14 protein-coding genes are annotated in these 21,947 nt (G+C 45.4%); 9 read left to right on the forward strand and 5 right to left on the reverse strand.

Annotated features, from left to right (window positions below; genetic code table 11):
* Positions 1–45: 45 nt before the first annotated feature.
* From WAE59_RS07800 to WAE59_RS07820, 5 genes are all read left to right on the forward strand, one after another.
* Positions 46–627, forward strand: coding sequence for an RNA polymerase sigma factor (locus WAE59_RS07800; protein WP_337855392.1), 582 nt, complete (start codon positions 46–48; stop codon positions 625–627).
* A 66-nt stretch (positions 628–693) separates the two neighbouring features.
* Positions 694–1,722, forward strand: a complete 1,029-nt coding sequence (locus WAE59_RS07805) for a FecR family protein (RefSeq protein WP_337855393.1) — start codon at positions 694–696, stop codon at positions 1,720–1,722.
* A 231-nt stretch (positions 1,723–1,953) separates the two neighbouring features.
* Positions 1,954–5,184 carry a SusC/RagA family TonB-linked outer membrane protein gene (locus WAE59_RS07810; RefSeq protein WP_337855394.1) on the forward strand — a complete coding sequence of 1,077 codons (3,231 nt, stop codon included), beginning with the start codon at positions 1,954–1,956 and terminating at the stop codon, positions 5,182–5,184.
* Positions 5,185–5,200: 16 nt separating this feature from the next.
* Positions 5,201–6,652, forward strand: a complete 1,452-nt coding sequence (locus WAE59_RS07815; RefSeq protein ID WP_337855395.1) for a RagB/SusD family nutrient uptake outer membrane protein — start codon at positions 5,201–5,203, stop codon at positions 6,650–6,652.
* A gap of 1 nt (position 6,653) precedes the next feature.
* A complete protein-coding gene (locus WAE59_RS07820) occupies positions 6,654–8,567 on the forward strand; it encodes a TlpA family protein disulfide reductase (protein WP_337855396.1) in 1,914 nt (637 codons plus the stop codon).
* A 142-nt stretch (positions 8,568–8,709) separates the two neighbouring features.
* On the opposite strand, the gene WAE59_RS07825 is transcribed toward WAE59_RS07820, so the two are convergent.
* Both WAE59_RS07825 and WAE59_RS07830 read right to left on the reverse strand, forming a co-directional pair.
* On the reverse strand, positions 8,710–9,114 hold the full coding sequence (locus WAE59_RS07825) for a hypothetical protein (protein WP_337855397.1): 405 nt from the start codon (positions 9,112–9,114) through the stop codon (positions 8,710–8,712).
* A gap of 233 nt (positions 9,115–9,347) precedes the next feature.
* Complete coding sequence (locus WAE59_RS07830; protein ID WP_337855398.1) at positions 9,348–10,091, reverse strand: SDR family oxidoreductase; 744 nt, start codon at positions 10,089–10,091, stop codon at positions 9,348–9,350.
* A 142-nt stretch (positions 10,092–10,233) separates the two neighbouring features.
* Here WAE59_RS07830 and WAE59_RS07835 point away from each other — a divergent pair, with 142 nt between their 5' ends.
* Positions 10,234–10,542: a winged helix-turn-helix transcriptional regulator gene (locus WAE59_RS07835; protein WP_337855399.1), complete on the forward strand. Its 309-nt coding sequence runs from the start codon at positions 10,234–10,236 to the stop codon at positions 10,540–10,542.
* A gap of 41 nt (positions 10,543–10,583) precedes the next feature.
* Here the strand turns inward: WAE59_RS07835 and WAE59_RS07840 are convergent, their stop codons facing one another.
* Positions 10,584–10,871, reverse strand: a complete 288-nt coding sequence (locus tag WAE59_RS07840; RefSeq protein ID WP_337855400.1) for a hypothetical protein — start codon at positions 10,869–10,871, stop codon at positions 10,584–10,586.
* 44 nt (positions 10,872–10,915) lie between these two features.
* On the opposite strand from WAE59_RS07840, the gene WAE59_RS07845 reads away from it, so the two are divergent.
* A complete protein-coding gene (locus tag WAE59_RS07845; protein WP_337855401.1) occupies positions 10,916–12,175 on the forward strand; it encodes a chloride channel protein in 1,260 nt (419 codons plus the stop codon).
* Between the two features lie 91 nt (positions 12,176–12,266).
* Positions 12,267–15,074 carry a leucine--tRNA ligase gene (leuS, locus tag WAE59_RS07850; RefSeq protein WP_337855402.1) on the forward strand — a complete coding sequence of 936 codons (2,808 nt, stop codon included), beginning with the start codon at positions 12,267–12,269 and terminating at the stop codon, positions 15,072–15,074.
* Positions 15,075–15,123: 49 nt separating this feature from the next.
* Here the strand turns inward: leuS and WAE59_RS07855 are convergent, their stop codons facing one another.
* A complete protein-coding gene (locus WAE59_RS07855; protein ID WP_337855403.1) occupies positions 15,124–17,730 on the reverse strand; it encodes an MGH1-like glycoside hydrolase domain-containing protein in 2,607 nt (868 codons plus the stop codon).
* 156 nt (positions 17,731–17,886) lie between these two features.
* On the opposite strand from WAE59_RS07855, the gene WAE59_RS07860 reads away from it, so the two are divergent.
* Positions 17,887–20,316: a TonB-dependent receptor domain-containing protein gene (locus WAE59_RS07860; RefSeq protein ID WP_337855404.1), complete on the forward strand. Its 2,430-nt coding sequence runs from the start codon at positions 17,887–17,889 to the stop codon at positions 20,314–20,316.
* On the opposite strand, the gene WAE59_RS07865 is transcribed toward WAE59_RS07860, so the two are convergent.
* Positions 20,313–21,944 (reverse strand): ABC transporter substrate-binding protein, encoded by a 1,632-nt coding sequence (locus tag WAE59_RS07865; protein ID WP_337855405.1) that lies wholly within the window; start codon positions 21,942–21,944, stop codon positions 20,313–20,315. The two genes, WAE59_RS07860 and WAE59_RS07865, sit on opposite strands and share 4 nt — an antisense overlap.
* Positions 21,945–21,947: the final 3 nt, after the last annotated feature.

Raw genomic sequence — 21,947 nt, forward strand, 5'->3', positions numbered from 1 at the left:
GCTTATTATGCTCCAGGGATAAAAAGTCATGACATTTGTAAGGATATGCATATAATTTACAAGGGGGAACAGGAATTATTGGAAAAACTGAAAGCTAAGGATGCGCAGGCCTTTGCTCAGTTTTATGCCAATCATGTCGACCGTACCTATGCGTATGCTTTGATGATCCTTAAGTCGCCTGAATTGGCCCAAGATGTTGTGCAGGATAGCTTTGTGAAGCTTTGGGAACAGGCGGAACTGCTCGACAGCAATCGGCCTGCCGCTCCGTACCTATTGACGATTGTCAGGAATAAAGCCCTCAACGTAATCCGGCGTGCTTCGAAAGAAGAACACATTACGGAGCAGATTTCGAAGTTTGCGCTCGATTCAGCTGAAACAGGTATGGAATATACGGAGCGTCGTCAGACGGAGCAGCTTCTTGACAAGGCAGTGCAACACCTGCCTAATAAACGCAAAGAAATCTATGAACTTTGCCATCAGGATGGGTATTCCTACAAACAGGCCGCAGAGAAACTAGGACTAAGTTATGCCACGGTGAATAGCCAGATGGTAAAAGCCATCCGGACCATTAGAGAGTTCATGGTCAGAAATGGTGCGCTGCTACTCTTACTGTTTACAAAATTTTAATCTTTTTTTTCTCCTGGAGTCAATGTACCCCCCGGGTCCAGGTGTATTGCTATAAATACTGATATTTTGGAACAGGTAACCAGGCAGCTTTTTACTGATTATATTTTAAACCGTTGTACAGCAGCGCAAGTGGAGACCGTTTTGCAAAAGTTGCGTGACGGTGGTTATGAGGAGGAATGGGTCGCGGCAATGAAAGCTGCAGAATCGCATCTTGATGAACAAAGCATAAAAGACATTTACAGGCTCCAGTCGCCACTGAATAAGCCCGAACTCTGGCAACAGATCAAAAGGGAATCCGGCTTGGCGAAGCCAGCAGCTAAGAAAATGTGGTTTGCCTTTCCAGCTGCTGCAGTTTTGTTAATTATTGCAGGTTATTTTTTCTGGTTCCAGGCCCCCCTTCCGAAAGAAGCAGTAACAATGGAACAGTCTATGGTTCATAGGCCTCCCGGAAATGACACAGCACACAAATGGTTAAAATTGCCAGACGGGACTTCGGTGATACTGAATTCGGGTAGCTTACTGGACTATGCGGAAGATTTTGGCAAGAATGGCAAGCGGGAAGTGACACTGACCGGAGAAGCCTTTTTCGACGTTAACCACGACGCTTCAAGAGCATTTATCATTCATACCGGTAAACTGACCACCACTGTGCTCGGCACGGCATTCAACATTAAGGCGTGGCCCAATTCAGATTCGGTGACTGTGACGGTGGCGCGGGGTAAAGTGATGGTTCAGGATGCCATGCAGACTTTGGCGGTTTTAACGCCCGCTCAGCAATTGCGGTGGGTGGAACCTGGAAAAGGAAATGTATCCAGAGCGAAAGTTAATGTTGATGAAGTCCTATCCTGGAAAGCAGATGAGCTGATTATGGACGACATCACGCTTGAGGCCGCAGCGGCAATGATTGCCCAACGCTATAACCTGGAAGTAAAGTTTAAAAATGACGCAGTTAAGCGTTGTCGTTTTACTGCAGCTTTCCTCAACAGGAATGAGTTAAGCCAGGTGCTTAGTGTGGTGGGAGACATTACAGGGGCCATTTTTCACATAGAACAGCACGTTCTTTATATAGACGGTCCGGGATGTACGCCGCTTTAACATCAAATATCACAAACCTAAACCCAATAAAATACATGAGAATTTTCAAACCACCACCACGATAGCACTGACGAAAAAAGTAAGCTCCCGGCGGCAACCGGGGCTTACCATACGGTCTTATTAATTGATTGAACAACTAAAACCAATGCAATGTATTACAATTCTACTCGATTTGCAAACCGGGTCATTCCGGTTTATTACCCAAATTTTCTCAAAAAAATAAGTTTTTTTATGAAGGTGAACATGCTCATTTTGGTTATTTTCCTCACCGCTGCCTCCACGATGAGTGCTTCCACGGGAAATGCCCAATCTCTTTCTGAAGTTGTGCTAAAAACAAGTTTTCCGGCTGCATCCCTTCAGGCCAGTTTTAGCAGGATTGAACAGCAGACAGATTTCAGGTTTGCTTACCGTAAAGAAATGATTGCCGGGATCACACATCAGGCCATCAATGCTTCAGGACTGAGCATGGAAGAAGTGTTAAAAAAATTGCTTGAAGGCACCTCCCTGGAGTACCGCCAGGTAAACAACAGTATCATCATCCGGAAGAAAAGCAATGTGCTCCATATGGCTGACAAAGCCGATGGCATCAGCGGAACGGTTAAGGATGAGAATGGACTACCTATGCCCGGAGTATCTGTCAGGGTAAAAGGCACTGATGTGGTCGCTGTTACCGATGCCTCAGGAGCCTTTACAATCAACGCAGTTCCAAAAGATATTCTTGTTTTCACCTATATCGGTTATGCAGTTTCAGAACGTTCTGTAGAGGAGGGTAAATCGCTGGCCATTAGATTATCGCCTGACGTAAGTACACTTGACGCGGTAGTTGTCGTCGGCTACGGCACAACCACCAAACGTACCAATACAGGTTCAGTAACTACTTTCAGTTCAAAAGACATCAGCATGCAGCCAGTGACCGACCCCTTGGCTGCTTTGCAGGGCCGGGTTGCCGGACTTGAGATCTCCGCCATTAACGGATACCCCGGTAGTGGTTACAATGTTCGTCTGCGGGGTGATAACTCTATCGGTGCAGGTACTGAGCCTTTATATATTGTAGATGGTGTGCCTTTTATCTCTGAGTCACTTAGTCAGATTCCCGGCGCTAATGGAAACCAAAGTCCCTTGAGTAGCATCAATCCGGCTGATATTGAGCAAATTGATATTCTTAAAGATGCAGATGCTACTGCCATCTACGGATCACGCGGAGCAAATGGGGTAATCCTGATCACCACAAAGAAAGGGCGTCCCGGCGCACCTGAAGTTTCAATCAGAGCCTATACGGGCTTTTCGAAGGTCAACAATCCCGTAAAGATGCTGGCTACCCAGGATTACCTCGCATTGCGGAGGGAGGCTTTCCAGAATGATGGAGTCACACCTACCCTGACCAATGCAGCCGATCTTTTGGAATGGGATCAAAACCTGGATCAAAACTGGCAAAAAAAGCTAACAGGCAGTTCTGCGCCCCTTAAGGAGATCTATGCATCGATCAGGGGTGGATCAGAGCAAACCAATTTTCTATTGAGTGGCACTTTCCGTGATGAGCAGGTTACACTTCCGGGAGATCTGAATTATTTGCGTGGATCTATGAACATGTCGATAAACCATAATTCTTTGGACCGGAAATTCCGCATTTCAGGATCGATAAAATATACTGCAGATGAAAATAATACGATTCCTACAGACCTGAGCAGTTTTTTTAATCTGGCGCCTAACATGCCCGTATATGACGCTACCGGTGCCTACTACTGGTATAGCAATGAACAGAATCCAATTGCTTATCTGGAAAGGAAGAGCAGTTCCAAAACTCAGAATCTGATTGGTGATGCCAATATCAGTTATCAGGTAGCCAATGGTCTGGAACTAAGGGTGACCGGAGGGTTCAACCGCATGACCATGGATCAGGTACAAACTTTACCAAAAGCCAGTTTCAATCCGCTGACGTATACGGGTAGCATGGGCATTTATGGAGATTCCTATCTGAATTCATTCATCGTAGAGCCTCAGGCTGAATACAATTTAAAATTGGGTAGGGGGAAATTGATTGCCCTTGCAGGTACCTCTTTTCAGCACAGCCTGCGGGAGGGCCAGTCTACGGAAGGAACCGGTTATTCGAGTGATGAGCAACTGGAAAATATCCGTGCGGCCACTACTTTCAGGGCCAGATCGTATAATTATGTCAAGTATCGCTATACCTCGGTTTTCGGGCGTCTTACTTACAACCTGGATGAAAAGTACATCATCAATGGTACATTCAGACGGGATGGTTCCTCCAGGTTTGGTCCGGATAAGCAATTTGGTAATTTTGGTGCCATAGGTGCAGCCTGGGTATTCAGTAATGAAGACTTTATTAAAGACAAGCTCAGCTTTCTGAGTTTTGGTAAACTACGCGGTAGTTTTGGTAGTGTGGGTAATGACCAGATCGGTAATTACAACTATCTGGATACCTGGAGTTCTACTTCCTATCCGTATGGTGGGATCAGCGGTTTGGCTCCGACACGTTTTGCAAACCGATCCTATAGCTGGGAGGTTACCCGGAAATTGGAAGCAGCTTTAGAGCTTGGCTTTTTAGACGACAGGTTTTTGCTGACTACCAATGTATACCGCAACCGGTCCGACAACCAATTGATTGATTACGCCCTATCACCACAATCCGGTTTCGATGGCTACACGGCCAATTTGCCGGCATTGGTACAAAACACAGGGCTGGAGTTCGAGCTTTTTATGAACAATGTCAATTCAGGAAACCTCAAATGGAGTACCTCAATGAACATGACCTTTTCCAGGAATAAATTGCTAAAATATCCTGGGCTTGAAAATAGCTCATACGCGAGCACTTATGTGATCGGGCAGCCTTTATCTATTGTGAGAGGTTTCGGTTTCACTGGGATTGATTCCAACACCGGAGTGCCGCTCTTCCAGGATTTAAACGGTGACAATGCCGTGTCGGATCCTGCTGATCTGGTGACCCTCGGCCATACCATGCCTACGTTCTTTGCAGGTATGAAAAACAGCCTATCCTACAAAAAACTTAGTCTCGATTTCTTCATTCAATTTGTGAAACAGGAAGGACAAGGATTAAACTATGGCTACCTGTCGTATTCTAACGGGATTTTGAAGAACAAGGATGTGAGTGCACTCGACAGGTGGCGAAGTCCCGGCGACCCGGCAAACATTCCCGGAGCAAGTACTACATCTGGTAAACCAATTTACAACGCTTACCAGAACCAGTACAGGCTGTCATCTGCAAACTGGGTTGATGCCTCATTCATTAGGTTGAAGAACATATCCCTGCGTTATGATTTCGGTAATGCACTGGAACAGATTAAGCTGAAAAACCTCAGCGTTTACTTACAGGGACAAAACTTGTTCACGATCAGCAACTACGATGGCTTTGACCCTGAAACAAGGGCTTATTCCCTTCCACCACTTGCAGTTTATACTGTGGGACTACAGGTTTCATTTTAATTTAATACGAAGAACAATGAAAAGACTTCATTACATCATATTTGTAGCCCTGCTGAGCACGGTTACTTCATGCAAAAAATTTGTTGAAATAGGAGATCCGAAAGATCAGCTGGCCAGTGGTAGTGTGTTCCTGAATGACGCTACCGCAAATTCAGCCGTGGTGGGGATTTATAGTGATATGAATGCCTTCAATTACCAGTTTGCAAATGTGCTCACTACCTTTCTTGGTGCCATGAGTGCTGATGAGTTCATTTATGGAGCTACACTGGCCAATTTCGACGAGTTTAAAAACAACGCTATCACTCCGGGAAACCAATATGTGTCTATATTTTGGACGCAGCCCTACGATTTTATTTACCGTTCCAATGCGATCATTGAAGGAGCCTCGGCCTCGACAACACTAAGTCAGGCTACAAAAAACCAGGTTCTGGGAGAAGCCTATTTCATCAGGGCTTTCTGTCACTTCTACCTGGTGAATATGTTTGGTGATGTACCGTTGATCACGGATACCAGAGTGGTTCAAAATAGTGATAAGGCCAGAACTCCAAAAGCGGAGGTTTATGTGGCGATCATTGCCGATCTGATACAGGCCAAAACCATGCTGATTAATGATTATCCTGGAAATAAAGAACGCACACGAGCCAATAAAGCCGCGGCGACCTTAATGCTTGCACGTGCATATTTATATACTGAGCAATATGCTTTAGCTGAGCAGGAAGCAACTGCAGTAATTGCTACTCCAGGATATAAATTGCTGGACAGTGCCGATCCCACTAACGCCTCGCATCTCAGCAAAACTTTTCTTAAGAATAGCGAAGAAAGCGTCTGGCAACTTCAGGTCGTGAATGTGGCACTGGGCAGAAACACCTGGGAAGGGAATACGATTGTTCCGGTAAGCGTACCCTTATACAGGATGACGAAAGAAGCGAATACGGGATTGGTGACCGCATTCGAGCCTAATGATGCCCGTTTTACCTATTGGGTAGGCAAATATTCCGCAGCGGGAAGTACAACCGTTTTACATTATTATCCCTTTAAGTATAAGGTGCGGGTAGGTACTGTGGGTGTAGCGCCTACTGAATACAGCATGGTGCTACGTTTTGCCGAGGCCTACCTGATCCGCGCTGAAGCCAGGATGATGCAAAGTAAGTTTGCAATCGCTGCGGATGACCTGAATGTAATCCGCTCCCGCGCAGGATTGGCTGAACTGACTGACCCTGCCACTGTAGCAGCGGGGATGGTTCAGGTAGAACAGGAGCGGCGTATCGAATTGTTTGCAGAGTGGGGGCACAGGTGGTTCGACCTTAAACGCTGGAAAAGCCTGACAGGTACTCTGGGTAAGACCAGGGCAGATGACATCCTCCCTTTAACGAAACCTGCCTGGAAGTCCACTGCAGTATTGTTTCCGATCCCTACATCCGCTATCCGTACCAATCCAAACCTGATTCCCAACCCTGGATATAACTAATATGCAATTCATCAAATCTCTATTGATATGCTGCCTCCTTGCACCCGCCACTACGTGGGTGCAAGGACAAGTACTGTCTGTAAGTCCAGTTCAGCCACAGCGGGGACAAGAAGTTACCGTTACCTACCGTACTGATGTTGCGGGAGCGAAGATCGGAGCAAATGCACAAGAGGTAACTATGGTGTTTACCTATTCTACTTTCTACGATCTGCCCTGGAAACTGCCAATGAAGAAGTCCGGTAAGCATTGGGTCGCTTCATTTGTCGCCCAGCGTTACGCCACTTTTGCTACTTTCTATTTGCAAAGTGGAACTCTCATAGACCAACCCGCAGCAGATCGACATTACCAGATTCCGGTTTTTGAGGGTAAGAATAGGGTATTAGGTAGTTATCTTCATGAATCCTATAGTTTGTCGGCGCAGAAGCCTAAATCTACTGACTTGCCCAAGCTGAAACTTGCGTTGCTGAAAAAAGAGCTGGCCAATTATCCTGATAATTATGAAGCAAAAGTATCCAGACTGAGTGTACTGATGGCTGCTGCACCTTCGGAAGCGGCGCGCATGAAGTACCGGCAGGAAGCGAGAAAAATTATCGCGCAGAAATTTGAATCTGCTCCTACAGTTACCGGGAATGTAAACAAGGTAACTATGGGCTATCTGATGATCGGAGAAAAAAGCCGTTTGGATTCAGTAAGGCAAGTGATTATGGAACGGTATCCAAACACTGACATTGCCAAAGATTTGCTTGCCGACAGGATTGCCAGAGGTAAAGACAGCACGCAGATCATTCCCCAGCTGGAGACATTACTAGCAAGCGGCGATGCAAAAGGCGAAGAAGGCTCAGCAAATATCCATTCGATGCTTTTCAGGCGTTACGCGGCGAAGCGGGATTCTGTAAAAGCATTGTGGCATGCCTCAAAACTAATTGATGAACAGAGTCCGCAGCTACCGAAGACCTTGAAAGACATCGCTGCGACATTGACTGACTACGGCATAGCGCCCACTGCAGCAATTGCCTATGCCGACCAGTCTTATGCGCTGGTGGCGAAGTGGCCGGTAGGTATTATCCGTTATTTCCCTGAATTCGGACATATTCCTTCATTTGTTGCCGATACAGTGAGAGCTGCTGCAGTAGCGGATGCCAAGTCGGAGCTATTGGCCTTACAGGCATTGAATTATTTGAAGCTTGGGAAAAAAAGTACAGCAGCGGGACTAGCAGCCGGAGCTTCCAGCTTTGGAAAGAGCAGGGAGGCGATTTTAAACATTGCGCAAGTATACCAGCAATTGGGGCTTGCTGAGCCAGCATACGATGTGCTTTGGAAGTTGCTACTCGCTGACCCTACAGATCGCGTAGCACTTGCAGCAGCAAAGCAAGCCTATGGGAAGTTCAATAATGATCCCTCAGGTTTTACTGTGAAAGTTAAGGAGCTGGAGCAACTCGAACTCGGCCGTATGAAGACTGATTTGAAAAAAAAGATGCTAAATGTCGCCGGGCCGGAGTTAACTGGATTGACAGATCTGGCAGGCAATCCGGTTACTGCTGAAATGATGAAAAACAAAGTGGTGGTCCTTGACTTTTGGGCAACGTGGTGTGTGCCTTGTATTCAGGAAATGCCTTATTTTCAAAAGGTATATGACAAATATAAAGATCATCCCGAGGTGCTGTTTATGGTGGTGAACAGCGGATCTAATAACACCATTGACGATGCCAGAAAATGGGCTAAGCAGAATCCCCAATACAGTTTTCCTATTTATTATAACAATGATAAGCAAATAGGGGAAAAAGTAGGTTTTACATTGATACCGACCATAGCGGTGATTGATAAGTCGGGTAAAATGCAGTTCCGCACCATAGGATTCGAAGGGCCAGTTTTGGAGAAAAAACTGGGGGTAGAGATTGATCTGCTGTTGAAATAATTGGCAGTTTTTTATTGACAAGTTTCGTCCTGAGACATACCTCGCTCGTACCTCCGTATTACCTGATGCCTAAAAGGGGTACTTTTTACGAACAAGCTGCGAGCGAGGTATTGAGCAGTTAATAAGCAGGCTTGTTATTGTTTTAATTGTGTGGGGTATTTGGAGACCGGGTAAATACCTGCTTATCCCAACGGGGGTTTTTTGCGATTGTCATAGGTTTAGTGAGGTAAATCAGCGTATTTTTATTGGCGATGATTTCGCTGTAAGGTGCATGATGCTCCTTATCTTCGGGCATTATCAGTTTGCCGTTTTTCAGATAAGCCTTGTAAACATCACCGCTTTCCTGTTTTTGAACCTTGCTGGTCCAGTCTATAATTGTCGCGTACCCATCCTGGAAAGATATTTCCAGGCATCTGCTCGTTTTTTTATCCAGCCATGTTCCTGCAAATCGATTTTCTGTTTGCTTCCTTTTGGACTGTGCTCGGATGTTTACATTTGCTGTCATCAGAATTGCGAAGCAAATCAGGGAATTGATACAGGTCTTCATTTGCTTTCTTTTGAGTTGATCTGCTGCTGAGCATTTACACTTGCCTTGGCTTTTTCTGATTCATTATGTCTGGCTAACCAATGTACCGCAAAATTGTTTGCTACCCATTCACAAATTCTTTAGATCGGATTTGCGTTGCATTCCCATTCCATCTGCATAGGATCTTCGCTAAGAAGTCCTTTTAGCGCGGATGGAGTGGGAATGTAGCGAAGATGCTGTGGGAATGGCTATGTCTATTTCAATGCATAGTTAAGGTAGCCGCCGTCCACAACAATCTCTGTTCCTGTAATAAAACTTGCATCTCCTGAAGAGAGAAACAATACTGTCCTGGCAATTTCATCAGGATCACCAATGCGTTGCAGTGCTGTAGCGCTAGCCAGATACGCTTTAGCTTCTTCGGTTACTGCACCTTCCAAGCCCGGAGTTAATATAGGGCCTGGACTAACAATGTTTACACGTATTCTTCTTCCCGCCAGCTCATTTGCCGCAATTTGAGCGATCTTATTCAGTGCTCCTTTGGTTGCAGAATACACACTTGCACCTAAATTAGTAGCTGTAGCAACCGTCGAAGAAGTGAAAATTACCGCTGCTCCATCTGTCAGATATGGAAGTAATTTTTGCAATGTGAAGAAATGGCCCTTAACATTGGTATTGAATTGTGCATCGAAATTTGCTTCAGTTACTTTTTCTATAGGCTCAAATGTCGCAATTCCCGCATTCAGGAACAGCACGTCTAATTTATTTCCAGTTTCTGCAATTGCTTTTTCGAGGATCGAAATGTCTTCAAATTTTGAAGTGTCTGATACTACTGTAAACAATTTCGGGCTGTTTATTTCTGCTGCTGCCTTTTGCAGGTTGGCAGCAGTTCTCCCTGTAATCCATACGTTTGCGCCTGCGCTGATAAATGCTTTTGCTGTCGCAAAACCTATTCCGGTAGTTCCACCGGTAATGACAACGTTTTTATTTGTAAAGTCCATGATTTATTAAATTTTTATGCTACAAAGTTATGGTAGCTAAAGTTATTTAGGTTACTTTGTAACGAAAAGTAACAGTAACTTTAGGGTAACCAAGTAACTTATGACTGGAAATGAATGCCAATTAGGGCACAAAAAAGAGATTATGGCCGTCCACGATGCCATGGATGTTTTGAACGGGAAATGGAAAATCTCCATTATTTCTTCCATTTGCTATTACAACAAAAGAAGGTTTTCTGACATTCTGAATGATGTAGAAGGAATTTCAAACAAAATGTTGAGTAAAGAACTAAAGGAGCTGGAAATCAACAAACTCGTAAAGCGAACTGTTTTGGATACTCAGCCGATATCTGTTCAATATCAATTGACAGAATACGGCATGACATTAAAAACCATCATCAACAACCTGGCAGAATGGGGAATAGCACATCGTAAGGTAATTATTGGGAAATGAAGAGTCGATATAGGTAAATACCAGTACTCCTAAATTTTCCGTCAGTGAAAAAAACTTAAAAATATGCTTCCAAGTGCCACACTGCTATTGGCAAGGGAGACACTGAAAATACCGATATGGTACCCGAACCCTGATCCCGACCGATTGAGTTTTAAGGCAGCGTTGATACAAATGACCAATTGCAAAAGGAGCAGAGGCAATGTGATCAGCTCCTGAACGACAGTCAAAAAAGTATTTTGGAACAAGAAAATGTAAGCGTTGAGCGCAAGGAATAAAAAATAAGCAGCGATGAATATGGTGATGTATAGCAGCGTTTTAGGGTTTTTCATAGCGATAGTTATTAGATCTATAATGCAATATACATATATTTTTAATGTTAGCTATTTCTATATTTGACCTTGTGCAAGGACTAAAACCCTATTTTCTTTCGGCAGGTAAGTGGCTGTTGCTCCTGATGATCACCGGGATAGCTGCGGGAACGCTCTCTGCTGTATTTTTAACTGCATTGAACTGGGCAACAAATTTCAGGGAGCTGCACAATTGGCTGATCTACCTGTTGCCACTTGCCGGACTGCTAATTGGACTGAGCTATCATTACATGGGGGCAAGCGTGCTGAGGGGAAATAACCTGGTTTTTGATACGATCCATAATCCTAACGATGTGATCCCCTTTCGGATGGCTCCATTGGTTTTAGTCGGTACGGTAGTGACGCATTTGTTTGGCGGATCTGCAGGGCGGGAAGGTACGGCTTTGCAAATGTCGGCTGCTGCGGCCGATCAATTATCCAAACCTTTTAAGCTTGATGCGGAGGAAAGGAAAATCCTGCTCATTGCCGCGCTAAGTGCAGGATTTGCAGCTGTTTTTGGTACACCTCTGGCAGGGGCTTTGTTTGGAATAGAAGTTTTGCTGCTTGCTAAATTTCCCTTTAAAGCGCTAGTGCCTGCAGTGCTGAGCGCGTACATTGGGGCCTATGTAACAGCACTATGGGGAGTGGGGCATACCCACTATCCTATAGGTATGGTTCCTGTTATAAATTTAACACTGCTTTTCTACAGCGGCCTGGCTGGTTGTGTGTTTGGTGTTGCAGCAATTTTGTTTGTCAGGCTCAGCGGGCAGATCTCCAAACTCTCTAAACGCATCGGCTATCCGCCACTCCGTCCACTGGTCGGTGGTTTTGCAGTTCTCGGTCTGATCCTCTTACTAGATACGCACAAATACATTGGACTGGGGATACCGACCATCCTGGCGGCTTTTCAAGACGTATCTGCCCCACAAGATTTCATGCTAAAGATTCTGTTTACTGCCATTACATTAGGTATGGGCTTTAAAGGTGGTGAAGTCACTCCTTTGTTCTTCATTGGTGCGACATGTGGAAGTGCCCTTGCTTTTATCTTGCCTCTGCCGGTGGGTTTACTTGCAGGGATGGGCTTTGTGGCTGTTTTTGCTGCTGCCGCGAAAACGCCGCTGGCCTGTATCATCATGGCTGCAGAGTTGTTTGGATTTTCTGGCTGTCTCTACGTCGCTGTCGCTTGCATTGTGGCTTATTTGATATCCGGGAAACACAGTATTTATAATGCCCCGGAGAATAAAGCACCGCGACATTTTCTGTTTAGGAATAAACACTTTTACTAATCCCTTCCAAACCAGTCTTTAATTCCTTAATTTCGCGTTCTCAAAATGCAATTACCAAACGTCGCCGGAGACGTCAATCAAAATACTAGCAATGGACTATCAATTTAAAGAAATAGAACAAAAGTGGCAAAAGCACTGGGCACAGCACCAGACTTTTAAAGCAGATCAGAATAGCGAAAAGCCTAAATTTTATGTACTGGATATGTTTCCATATCCTTCAGGTGCAGGATTGCATGTAGGGCATCCGCTGGGTTACATTGCTTCCGATATATTTTCAAGATACAAAAGGCTAAAGGGGTTCAATGTGTTGCACCCAATGGGGTATGACTCTTTTGGTCTGCCTGCGGAGCAATATGCCATACAAACCGGGCAGCATCCGGCACTGACAACAGAAACCAACATCAATACTTACCGCAAGCAACTGGATCAGATCGGTTTCTCTTTCGACTGGAGCAGGGAGGTACGCACCAGCGATCCTGCGTATTACAAGTGGACGCAGTGGATCTTCATGCAGTTGTTCAATTCCTGGTACAACCTGGAAAGCGATAAGGCGGAAGACATCAGCACGTTGATCGAAAAATTTAATGCTGCAGGCAGCGCCGATGTGAAAGCGGTCTGTGATGAGGAAGTAAAGACATTTCTTCCAAGTGACTGGGCAACCATGACCGATGAGGAAAAACAAGAAGAGCTCTTGAAATACCGACTGACTTATCTAAGGGAAAGTACGGTAAACTGGTGCCCGGCTTTGGGTACAGTGCTGGCCAATGATGAAGTGAAAGACGGGTATTCTGAACGCGGTGGTCATCCGGTAGAGCAAAAGAAAATGATGCAATGGAGCATGCGCATCTCTGCTTATGCAGAGCGTTTGCTACAAGGTTTAAATACCATAGACTGGCCTGAACCAGTGAAGGAAATGCAGCGCAACTGGATTGGCAAGAGTGTCGGTGCCTCCGTGAGGTTTAAGATTGAAGGTGCTGAGGCCATCACAGGATTGAACACCGATTTCATTGAAGTATTTACCACCCGCGTAGATACGATCTTTGGGGTGTCTTATCTGGTTTTGGCTCCTGAACACGAACTCGTGACGGCTTTAACCACTGCTGATCAGCTGGATGCGGTAAATGGATATATCGCCCAGACTAAAAAGAAATCGGAACTGGACCGTATGGCAGACACCAAAACAGTTTCTGGTGCTTTTACCGGAAGCTATGTGATCAATCCGGTGAGTGGCGAGCGTGTACAGCTTTGGATAGCAGATTACGTGCTGGCGGGTTATGGTACCGGCGCTGTAATGGGGGTGCCCAGCGGCGACCAGCGCGACTGGCTTTTCGCTACGCATTTTGGACTGCCTATCGTGCAGATCCTTGATGCTCAGAAAGAAATCGAGGTACAGGCCGATCCTACCAAGGAAGGTAAATACATCAATTCAGGTTTCATCAACGGAATGGCATATACTGAGGCAACAGCTACCTTAAATGCCTGGTTGGAGGAGCAGGGAGTCGGTAAGGCTAAAATCAATTACCGTATGCGTGATGCGATTTTTGGTCGCCAGCGCTACTGGGGAGAACCAATCCCTGTTTACTTTAAAGATGGCTTGCCGTATTTGTTGAAAGAAGAAGAGTTGCCATTGGTACTACCGGAAATCGATAAATACCTGCCGACTGAAACAGGAGAGCCACCCTTGGGCAGGGCTGAAAACTGGAGTTATGAAGACCAGTATGAATACGAATTGAGTACCATGCCGGGTTGGGCTGGTTCCAGCTGGTATTGGTACCGTTATATGGACGCAAAGAACGACGCTGATTTTGCGGCTAAGGAGGCCATTGCTTATTGGAAAGATGTGGATCTGTATATAGGAGGTTCTGAGCACGCTACCGGCCACTTGTTGTATAGCCGTTTCTGGAACAAATTCCTGAAGGATCTGGGCTATGTACAAGAGGAAGAGCCTTTCAAGAAATTGATCAACCAGGGGATGATCCAGGGCCGGAGTAATTTTGTATACCGTGTGGTAGACGAGTCCGGAAGAGGAACCAATACTCTGGTTTCCTATGGATTGAGGAAAGATTACAAGACTTCTGCATTGCATGTGGATGTGAATATCGTGGAAAATGAGGTCTTGAACATGGAAAAATTCAAGTTATTCAGACCAGAGTTTGCAAATGCTGAATTCATCCTGGAAAACGGAAAATACATCTGTGGTGTGGAAGTGGAAAAGATGTCCAAGTCTAAGTTTAATGTGGTAAACCCTGATGTGCTGATTGAAAGCTATGGGGCGGATACACTCCGCATGTACGAAATGTTCCTGGGGCCCTTGGAGCAAAGCAAACCATGGAATACCAATGGTATAGAAGGTGTGTTCAAATTCCTGCGCAAATTCTGGCGTTTGTTCCACAACGAAAACTGGGCATTCCATGTGGAAGACTCAATTCCTGCTAAAGCGGAATTGAAAGCCTTGCACAAGATCATCAAAAAGGTTCAGGACGATATTGAGCGTTTCTCATTCAATACTTCTGTGTCCAGTTTTATGATTGCGGTAAATGAACTGACTGACCTGAAATGTAAGAACCGTCAGGTGCTTGAAGACCTTGTCATCGTGTTGTCTCCTTATGCGCCTCACATTTGTGAAGAACTTTGGGCCTTGTTGGGTAACGAAGCTGGTACGCTATCTTTTGTAGACTATCCTAAGTTCAATCCGGCACATTTGGTGGAGGATGAGTTTAGCTACCCTGTCTCTGTAAATGGCAAGACCAGGATGAACCTGAGCCTGAGCCTGACTTTAAAACCAAACGAAATTGAAGGCCTGGTGTTGGCAAATGAAGATGTTCAGAAATACCTGGAAGGAAAGACACCTAAAAAGGTGATTGTTGTGCCAGGGCGAATTGTGAATATCGTGATATAAGTAATGAGGCCCGAAGCATTCCTTTTATGAGGTTGCTTCGGGCCTCAATCTATCGCTGTATTAAATTGGCAATCAAAGCGGTCCAGCCGGTTTGATGGGATGCGCCGAGTCCCTTTCCGTTGTCTCCATGAAAATATTCATTAAACAGCAGGTAATCTTTGAAATTTGGATCTTGCTGTAGCTTGTCATGACCGCCAAAGCAGGGGCGTAAACCCTGCTCATTCTGTTTGAAAATACTGATCAGGCGTTCGCTGAGTTTAACTGCAATTTCCCGAAGAGAAAGGTAGTTTCCGGTTCCGGAAGGGTATTCTACTTTAAAATCGTCATTGTAATACTCATGAAATCGCAATAGGCTTTGGATGATGAGGTAATTTACCGGCATCCAGATAGGCCCCCTCCAATTGCTATTTCCTCCAAACATGCCACTGTCGCTTTCCCCCGGAACATAGCTCACAATGATATTCTCTTTCTCCGTAGGAAAAATGAACGGGTTTTGTGAATAGGTTTTCGACAGGCTCCGTATGCCAAATTCGCTCAGGAATTCTGTTTCATTTAACATCCTGTAGAGAATGCGTTTGATGCGGTGTCCACGTAGCAAACTGAGCAGGTGCTTGTCGCCCTGTCCTTTTTCTGTCCACCTGGAAACCAGGGAGGCCAGTTCGGGCTTGTTTTTCAGAAACCACTCCATGCGCCTGGCAAAATTGGGTAATTTTTTCAGGGTGTCGTCTTTGATCACTTCTACGGCGAATAAGGGGATGAGACCAACCATGCTGCGCAGTTTCAGTTTAATAGAATCTTTGCCTTCAATGGATAGTTCATCGTAAAAGAACTCATCTTCATTGTCCCATAGTCCGCTGTCATCTGGTCCCATGATATTCATAATCGCTCCTGCGATGTACAGGAAATGTTCGAAGAATTTGGTAGCCATATTCTCATAAACAGGATTGTGAAGCGACAGTTCCAGGGAGATCTGCATCATATTCAGCGCATACATGGCCATCCAACTGGTGCCGTCGGCTTGCTCGATGTGCATCCCCGTGGGCAATTCCATACTCCTGTCGAACACGCCGATGTTATCCAGGCCAAGGAAACCGCCAGAAAAGATATTACTGCCGGTGTGGTCTTTGCGGTTTACCCACCAGGTAAAGTTGATGAGTAATTTCTGAAAAACGGCTTCCAGAAAGGCGATATCTCCTTTGCCTTCATTGGATTCCTGATCCATTTTATACACTTCCCAGGTAGCCCAGGCATGTACCGGTGGATTGGTGTCATCGAAGTTCCATTCATAAGCCGGCAATTGACCGTTGGGGTGCATGAACCACTCTTTGGTGAGGAGCTGCAGCTGCTCTTTTGCAAATTCAATATCTACCAGGGCGAGACTGACGCAGTGGAAGGCCAGGTCCCAGGAAGCATACCAGGGAAACTCCCATTTGTCTGGCATGGAAATGATATCAGCATTATTGAGGTGTTTCCAATTGAGGTTCCGGGAATGGGTGTGTCCGGCCGGTGGGGCAGGTTGCGCAGGGTCGCCTTTCAGCCATTTGCCTACATTGTAGTTGTAGAATTGTTTATTCCACAGTAGGCCGGCTATGGCCTGTCGATGGATCAGCCTTTCATCAGTGGAATTGGACTTGTCTTGCAAGGTTTGGTAAAATTCATCTGTTTCATTTTTTCTTTGATTAAAAAGCTGCTCGAAATCTGAGAAAGGTTGTTCCTTACTTCCTTTACAGAGGCGGAGTTTGAGGTTGACGGATTGGCCAGCATCAATCTCGAAATTGTACACAGCCGCGGCCTTTGAGCCTTCATTTGCAGGATTTACAGCTGCTTTATCGTCCTGGACAACGTAGCGATGAAAGGCATCTTTGCAATATTTGGCGCCATCATCGTATTGGTATAGCCTGGAGGTATTGCTTTCATTTTCTGTAAACACCCATTCGGCTGGTGTTTGGGTATAGAGGGAATATGCGCCAAGGTCTTTATGTATGATGTCTACAGCCTGGTTATCCTTTTTTGAAATGGAGAGGTCTTTATCATGTTCTCCCCAGGACCAGCGGTTTCTAAACCACAGGGTCGGCAGAATGCTCAGCTGCGCTTTCTTCTGATTTCTGTTGTGCGCGGTGATGCTGATCAGGATATCTTCTGTTGCTGATTTTGCGTATTCGATAAAAATGTCGAAATATTCGTTTTGATCGAATATCCCGGTATCTGCCAGTTCATATTCCGGTTCCTGTCTGGAGCGGTTGCGGTTTTCGCGCAGGAGCTGTTCGTAGGGATAGGCCTGTTGAGGATACTTATACAGCATTTTCATATAGCTGTGCGTGGGGGAGGAATCCAGGTAATAGAAAAGTTCTTTTACATCCTCACCGTGATTGCCTTCCGCATTGGTAAGGCCAAAAAAGACTTCTTTCAGGATGGGATCTCTGCCATTCCAAAATGAAGGTGCAAAACATAGGAATTGTTTGTCGTCGGAGATTCCTCCAATTCCTTCTTCTCCCCATCTCCAGGCTTTGCTGCGGGCCATGTCGTGACTGCTGTATTGCCAGGCATCTCCATTTTCACTATAGTCTTCTCTTACTGTTCCCCACTGACGATTGGATACATAGGGGCCCCATTTTTTCCAGGCTGATTGGCTGAGACGGTTGATTTCCTCGGGCATGATATGGTATTTAATTGGATGGCCGTAATGATAGGGAAAATTTGACCGATAAAAAAGCACAGTTTACCGGCAGGAGACAATATACTACGAGAAATCTGCAGGAGATAAGTGTAACAAAGTTAATTTTGCGCCGACTAATTGAGGAAAAAGAATTTTATGAAGAGAATACTACTATCGGTTGCCATTTTTGCCCTGGGTTTCAGTACTGCGAAAGCACAATTCCCAATGGGTATGGGGGCACCGGCAAAAGTTAAGATAACGGGCCGCATCATCGCTTTGGTACTGGATTCGGCAAGTAAAAAGCCAATAGATTATGCCACTGTCTCCCTGCTGAACACGAAAGACGGTAAATCTGTAAACGGGGGAGTGACCGATGAAAAGGGTAAGGTGGTGCTGCAAAATGTAGTGCCCGGAGAATATAAACTGGTTGCAGGCTTTATGGGCTACGCTACCAAGAGCATCATTGTGAAAACTACAGAAGCTAAACCAGACCTGAATGCAGGATCGGTTCATTTGGTTTCAAGCCAAAACAGCCTCAAGGAAGTTGCCATCGTGGGGCAGCAGGCTTTAATAGAAAACAAAGTGGATAAACTGGTCTATAATGCAGAGGCCGACATAACAAACGCGGGCGGTGATGCGACCGACGTGATGCGTAAGGTGCCGATGCTTTCTGTAGACATCAATGGCAATGTGCAACTGCGCGGAAGTGCGGTAAGGGTGCTGATCAATGGGAAGCCCTCAGGTACGATGGCCAACAGTGTGGCCGACGCCTTGAAAATGATCCCTGCGGAACAGATCAAGAGTGTAGAAGTGATCACCAGCCCATCTGCAAAGTATGATGCCGAGGGATCTGGCGGTATCATTAATATCATTACAAAGAAAAATACTTCTGAAGGTACCAGTGGCAGTGTGAATGCATCGGCTGGTACACGTTCTAACAATGGGGCCTTCAACCTTAATGTAAAAACCGGGAGGTTGGGCCTAACCACAAGCCTGGGAACCAATCATGCTTATCCGCAACGCTCAAGTGTGGTGACGCTGAACAATTCGGTAGAGGATGGGGTGAGCAATACCATCTCCCAAAATGGATTCTCTAAATGGTCCCGACTGGGTTATAACGCGAGCCTGGGGCTGGACTATGATTTGAATGCTTTCAATAATTTTAGCACCAACGTAAAATTCAACAGTTTCTCCAATGGTGGTCCGGGCGAGTCCAATATCCTCGTGAATGAAGTTTTCTCCCGAAACATCAGGGATATGGATATGAGTATTAAAAACATGGACTGGAATGTAGATTATCGTAAGAAGACCAAGCGTGAAGGTGAGGAACTGAGTGTATCGGCGCAGTTGTCGACAGGCCGGAACGGCAGCGACTTCTCTAACCGTTTCCTGAGTGCAGGGGTTCCGGATGTAGTAGTTTTGGGTAGCAATACAGGTAAAAACAATGAGTACACCCTGCAAACGGATTATGTGTTGCCCTTTAACAAAACAACCACCCTGGAAACCGGACTTAAAGGAATCATGAGGGATATCAGCAGTGACTATGATGTGGCAGCACAAGATTTTGATTACAATCAGAATGTAGCTGCGGCGTACGGGGTAATGGGATTTAAGCTGACGAAAAAAGTTACCGCCAAAGCAGGCCTGAGGGCTGAGTATACGAAGATTGACGGGCTGGCAGGGAATACGTTGCGCTTCGATAATGATTACTTCAATTTATTCCCGAGTGTAGTCTTGTCCCAGTCATTGAAAGGCATGAGCACCTTAAAACTGAGTTACAACCGCAGGATCCAGCGCCCGAGTTTGTCTTTCCTCAATCCTTTTAGAAATGAAAGCGATGTGTTCAATCCGATGGAAGGTAATCCAAAGCTTTCCCCGGAGCTGAGTGATAATCTGGAATTGGGCTATTCTACATTCATCAAGGGATCCGTTATCAATGCTTCTGTATTTTACAGAAATACCAGTGATGTCATAGAGAGTTCCATCAATCCCTTTGTGGATGACAATGGCGTAAGCAAGAACCTGACTACTTACATCAATGTCGGAACCAGCAAATCTTACGGTTTTAATGTATTTGGCTCTTATAACCCAAAGCCTAAATGGACTTTAATGGCCAATTTCGGACTCAATACCTATGAAGTAAATAACACAGCCAGAAATGTAAACACGGGAACCTTCCTAAATTATACAGCGTTTCTGCGTTCTGCCTATGCCTTGCCAGGTGGTTGGAATACGGAACTGTGGGGCGTTGTAAACTCCCCAAAACGGACCTTTCAGGGTAAGACCGATATGATGTATTTCTATGGTGGAGCGTTGAAGAAAGAAATTATGAAGAAAACGGCTACAGTGGGTGTAAATGTCTTGAACCCCTTTCACCGTGACCTAAACATCAAAACACTGAATACCACTGCTACTTCATCTCAAAGTACCAATATCCATTATCCGCTGCGTTCCTTTGGAGTTAATTTTAGTTATAAATTCGGTAAGCTGAAGTTTACAGAGAAAAAGACCATTAAGAACGACGATTTGAAAAAAGAAGAGAACCAGCAACAAGGGGGTGGACTGGAGCGCTTACAGGGCAACTAGTTTTTCCTGACGGTTTTCAGGATCATTAGATTTAGCGGGTTGATCACATACCCGCTAATGTTGTTTTGGGTCATAATCACTGACTGATCGTAGAAGATTGGGACGATGTTAGCGTATTCAATGACCATGTTGTCCATCTGCTGGTAGAGCTTGTAGCGCTGCTCATTGTTGGCAACGTAATAGCTCTGCTCGAAAAGCCGGTCGAACTTATCGTTGTAATATGCTGTGTAGTTGGGGCCGTTGGGAACTTTGTTTTTAGAATAAAACATCGCCAGGTAGTTTTCTCCGTCAGGATAGTCTGCAATCCATGAGCCACGGAAAAAGTTGACTTCATTCTTTGACATCAGATCGCGCAAACTGGCGCTGGGACTGGCGTCTACCTTTACCATGATGCCTATGGAATGGAGTTCTGCCTGGATGAATTCGATCAGGTCTTTGTAGTTTGTAGAGGTATTGAGGGTCAGTTCGGGCATGCCTTTTCCATTTGGAAAGCCCGCTTCGGCGAGGAGCCTTGCTGCTTTTTGCGGATCGTAATGATATCCTTTTACTGCAGTACTGTCGTAACCTGGCATGCCCTGGGGAATGAATCCGGAGGTAGCAGGGATGCCCACTCCATTACGCAGGTATTTAATCAGTTTGGGTTTGTCGATGGCGTAGTTGATGGCCTGTCGTATTTTTTTGTACTTCAAGGGCGATCTTTTTGCAATGGCCACGTTCGTATCTACGAGGATGCCCACATATTCTGTACAGAGATAGGGACCTTTTCTGAGCTGGAATTTGCCTTTGTATTTAGCCGTCATTTTGCCGCTTTTGGTGAGGATGTCATCGCGGTAACTACCGTCTACTTTATCGAAGAAATCAAGTTCTTTTTTGAGGAAATTCATAAAGGCACTTTGTTTATCGCTGATGAAGCTGACTTTGACCGCATCGAGGTAGGGGAGCTGGCGGCCCTTATCTTTTTCCCAGTAATGCTCATTTTTGAGGAAAACAAGCACTTCATCTTCCTTCCAGTATTTAAATTTGAAAGGGCCGGTTCCCACAGGATGGCTGCGGAAGTCTTTGCCGTAGTGAGCTACAATTTCCCTGGGAACCACAGCGCAGTACTGAGTACTGAGCAGGTTCATGAAGGCCGGGAAGGGTTTGATGAGCTTGATCTGGAAAGTGCTGTCGTTTAGCGCGATGAAATTATTGATGTCCTTCACCTTATCGCTAAAGATCCAGCCACCAGAAGAAGCTACTTCGGGATCGATAAGGCGGTAGAAACTATAGACGAAATCGGAGGCGGTAACCCTTCGTCCTTTACCTTTTGGGAAAAGCTGATGGTCATGGAAAAATACATCAGTGCGAAGATGAAAAGTGTATTCCAGATGGTCATCGGACATCTCCCAGCTTTTTGCAATGCAGGGCAGAATATTGAGCTGGCTGTCCACCTGTACCAATCCATTGAAGACCTGGTTGATCATCCAAATTGCATTTTGATTTCGGGCGAAGGCGGGATCCAGTGAGGTTAGGTTTTGATCGAGATTCAGGTAAAATACCGTGCGGTTATCTTCTCTCGATGTATTTCCGCAAGATAGGAGGATGGAGATCAGGCTGCAGTAAAAAAAAACGAGGATAATACGATGCATCAG

The sequence above is a fragment of the Pedobacter sp. GR22-6 genome, assembly GCF_037402555.1.
Lineage (GTDB): Bacteria > Bacteroidota > Bacteroidia > Sphingobacteriales > Sphingobacteriaceae > Pedobacter.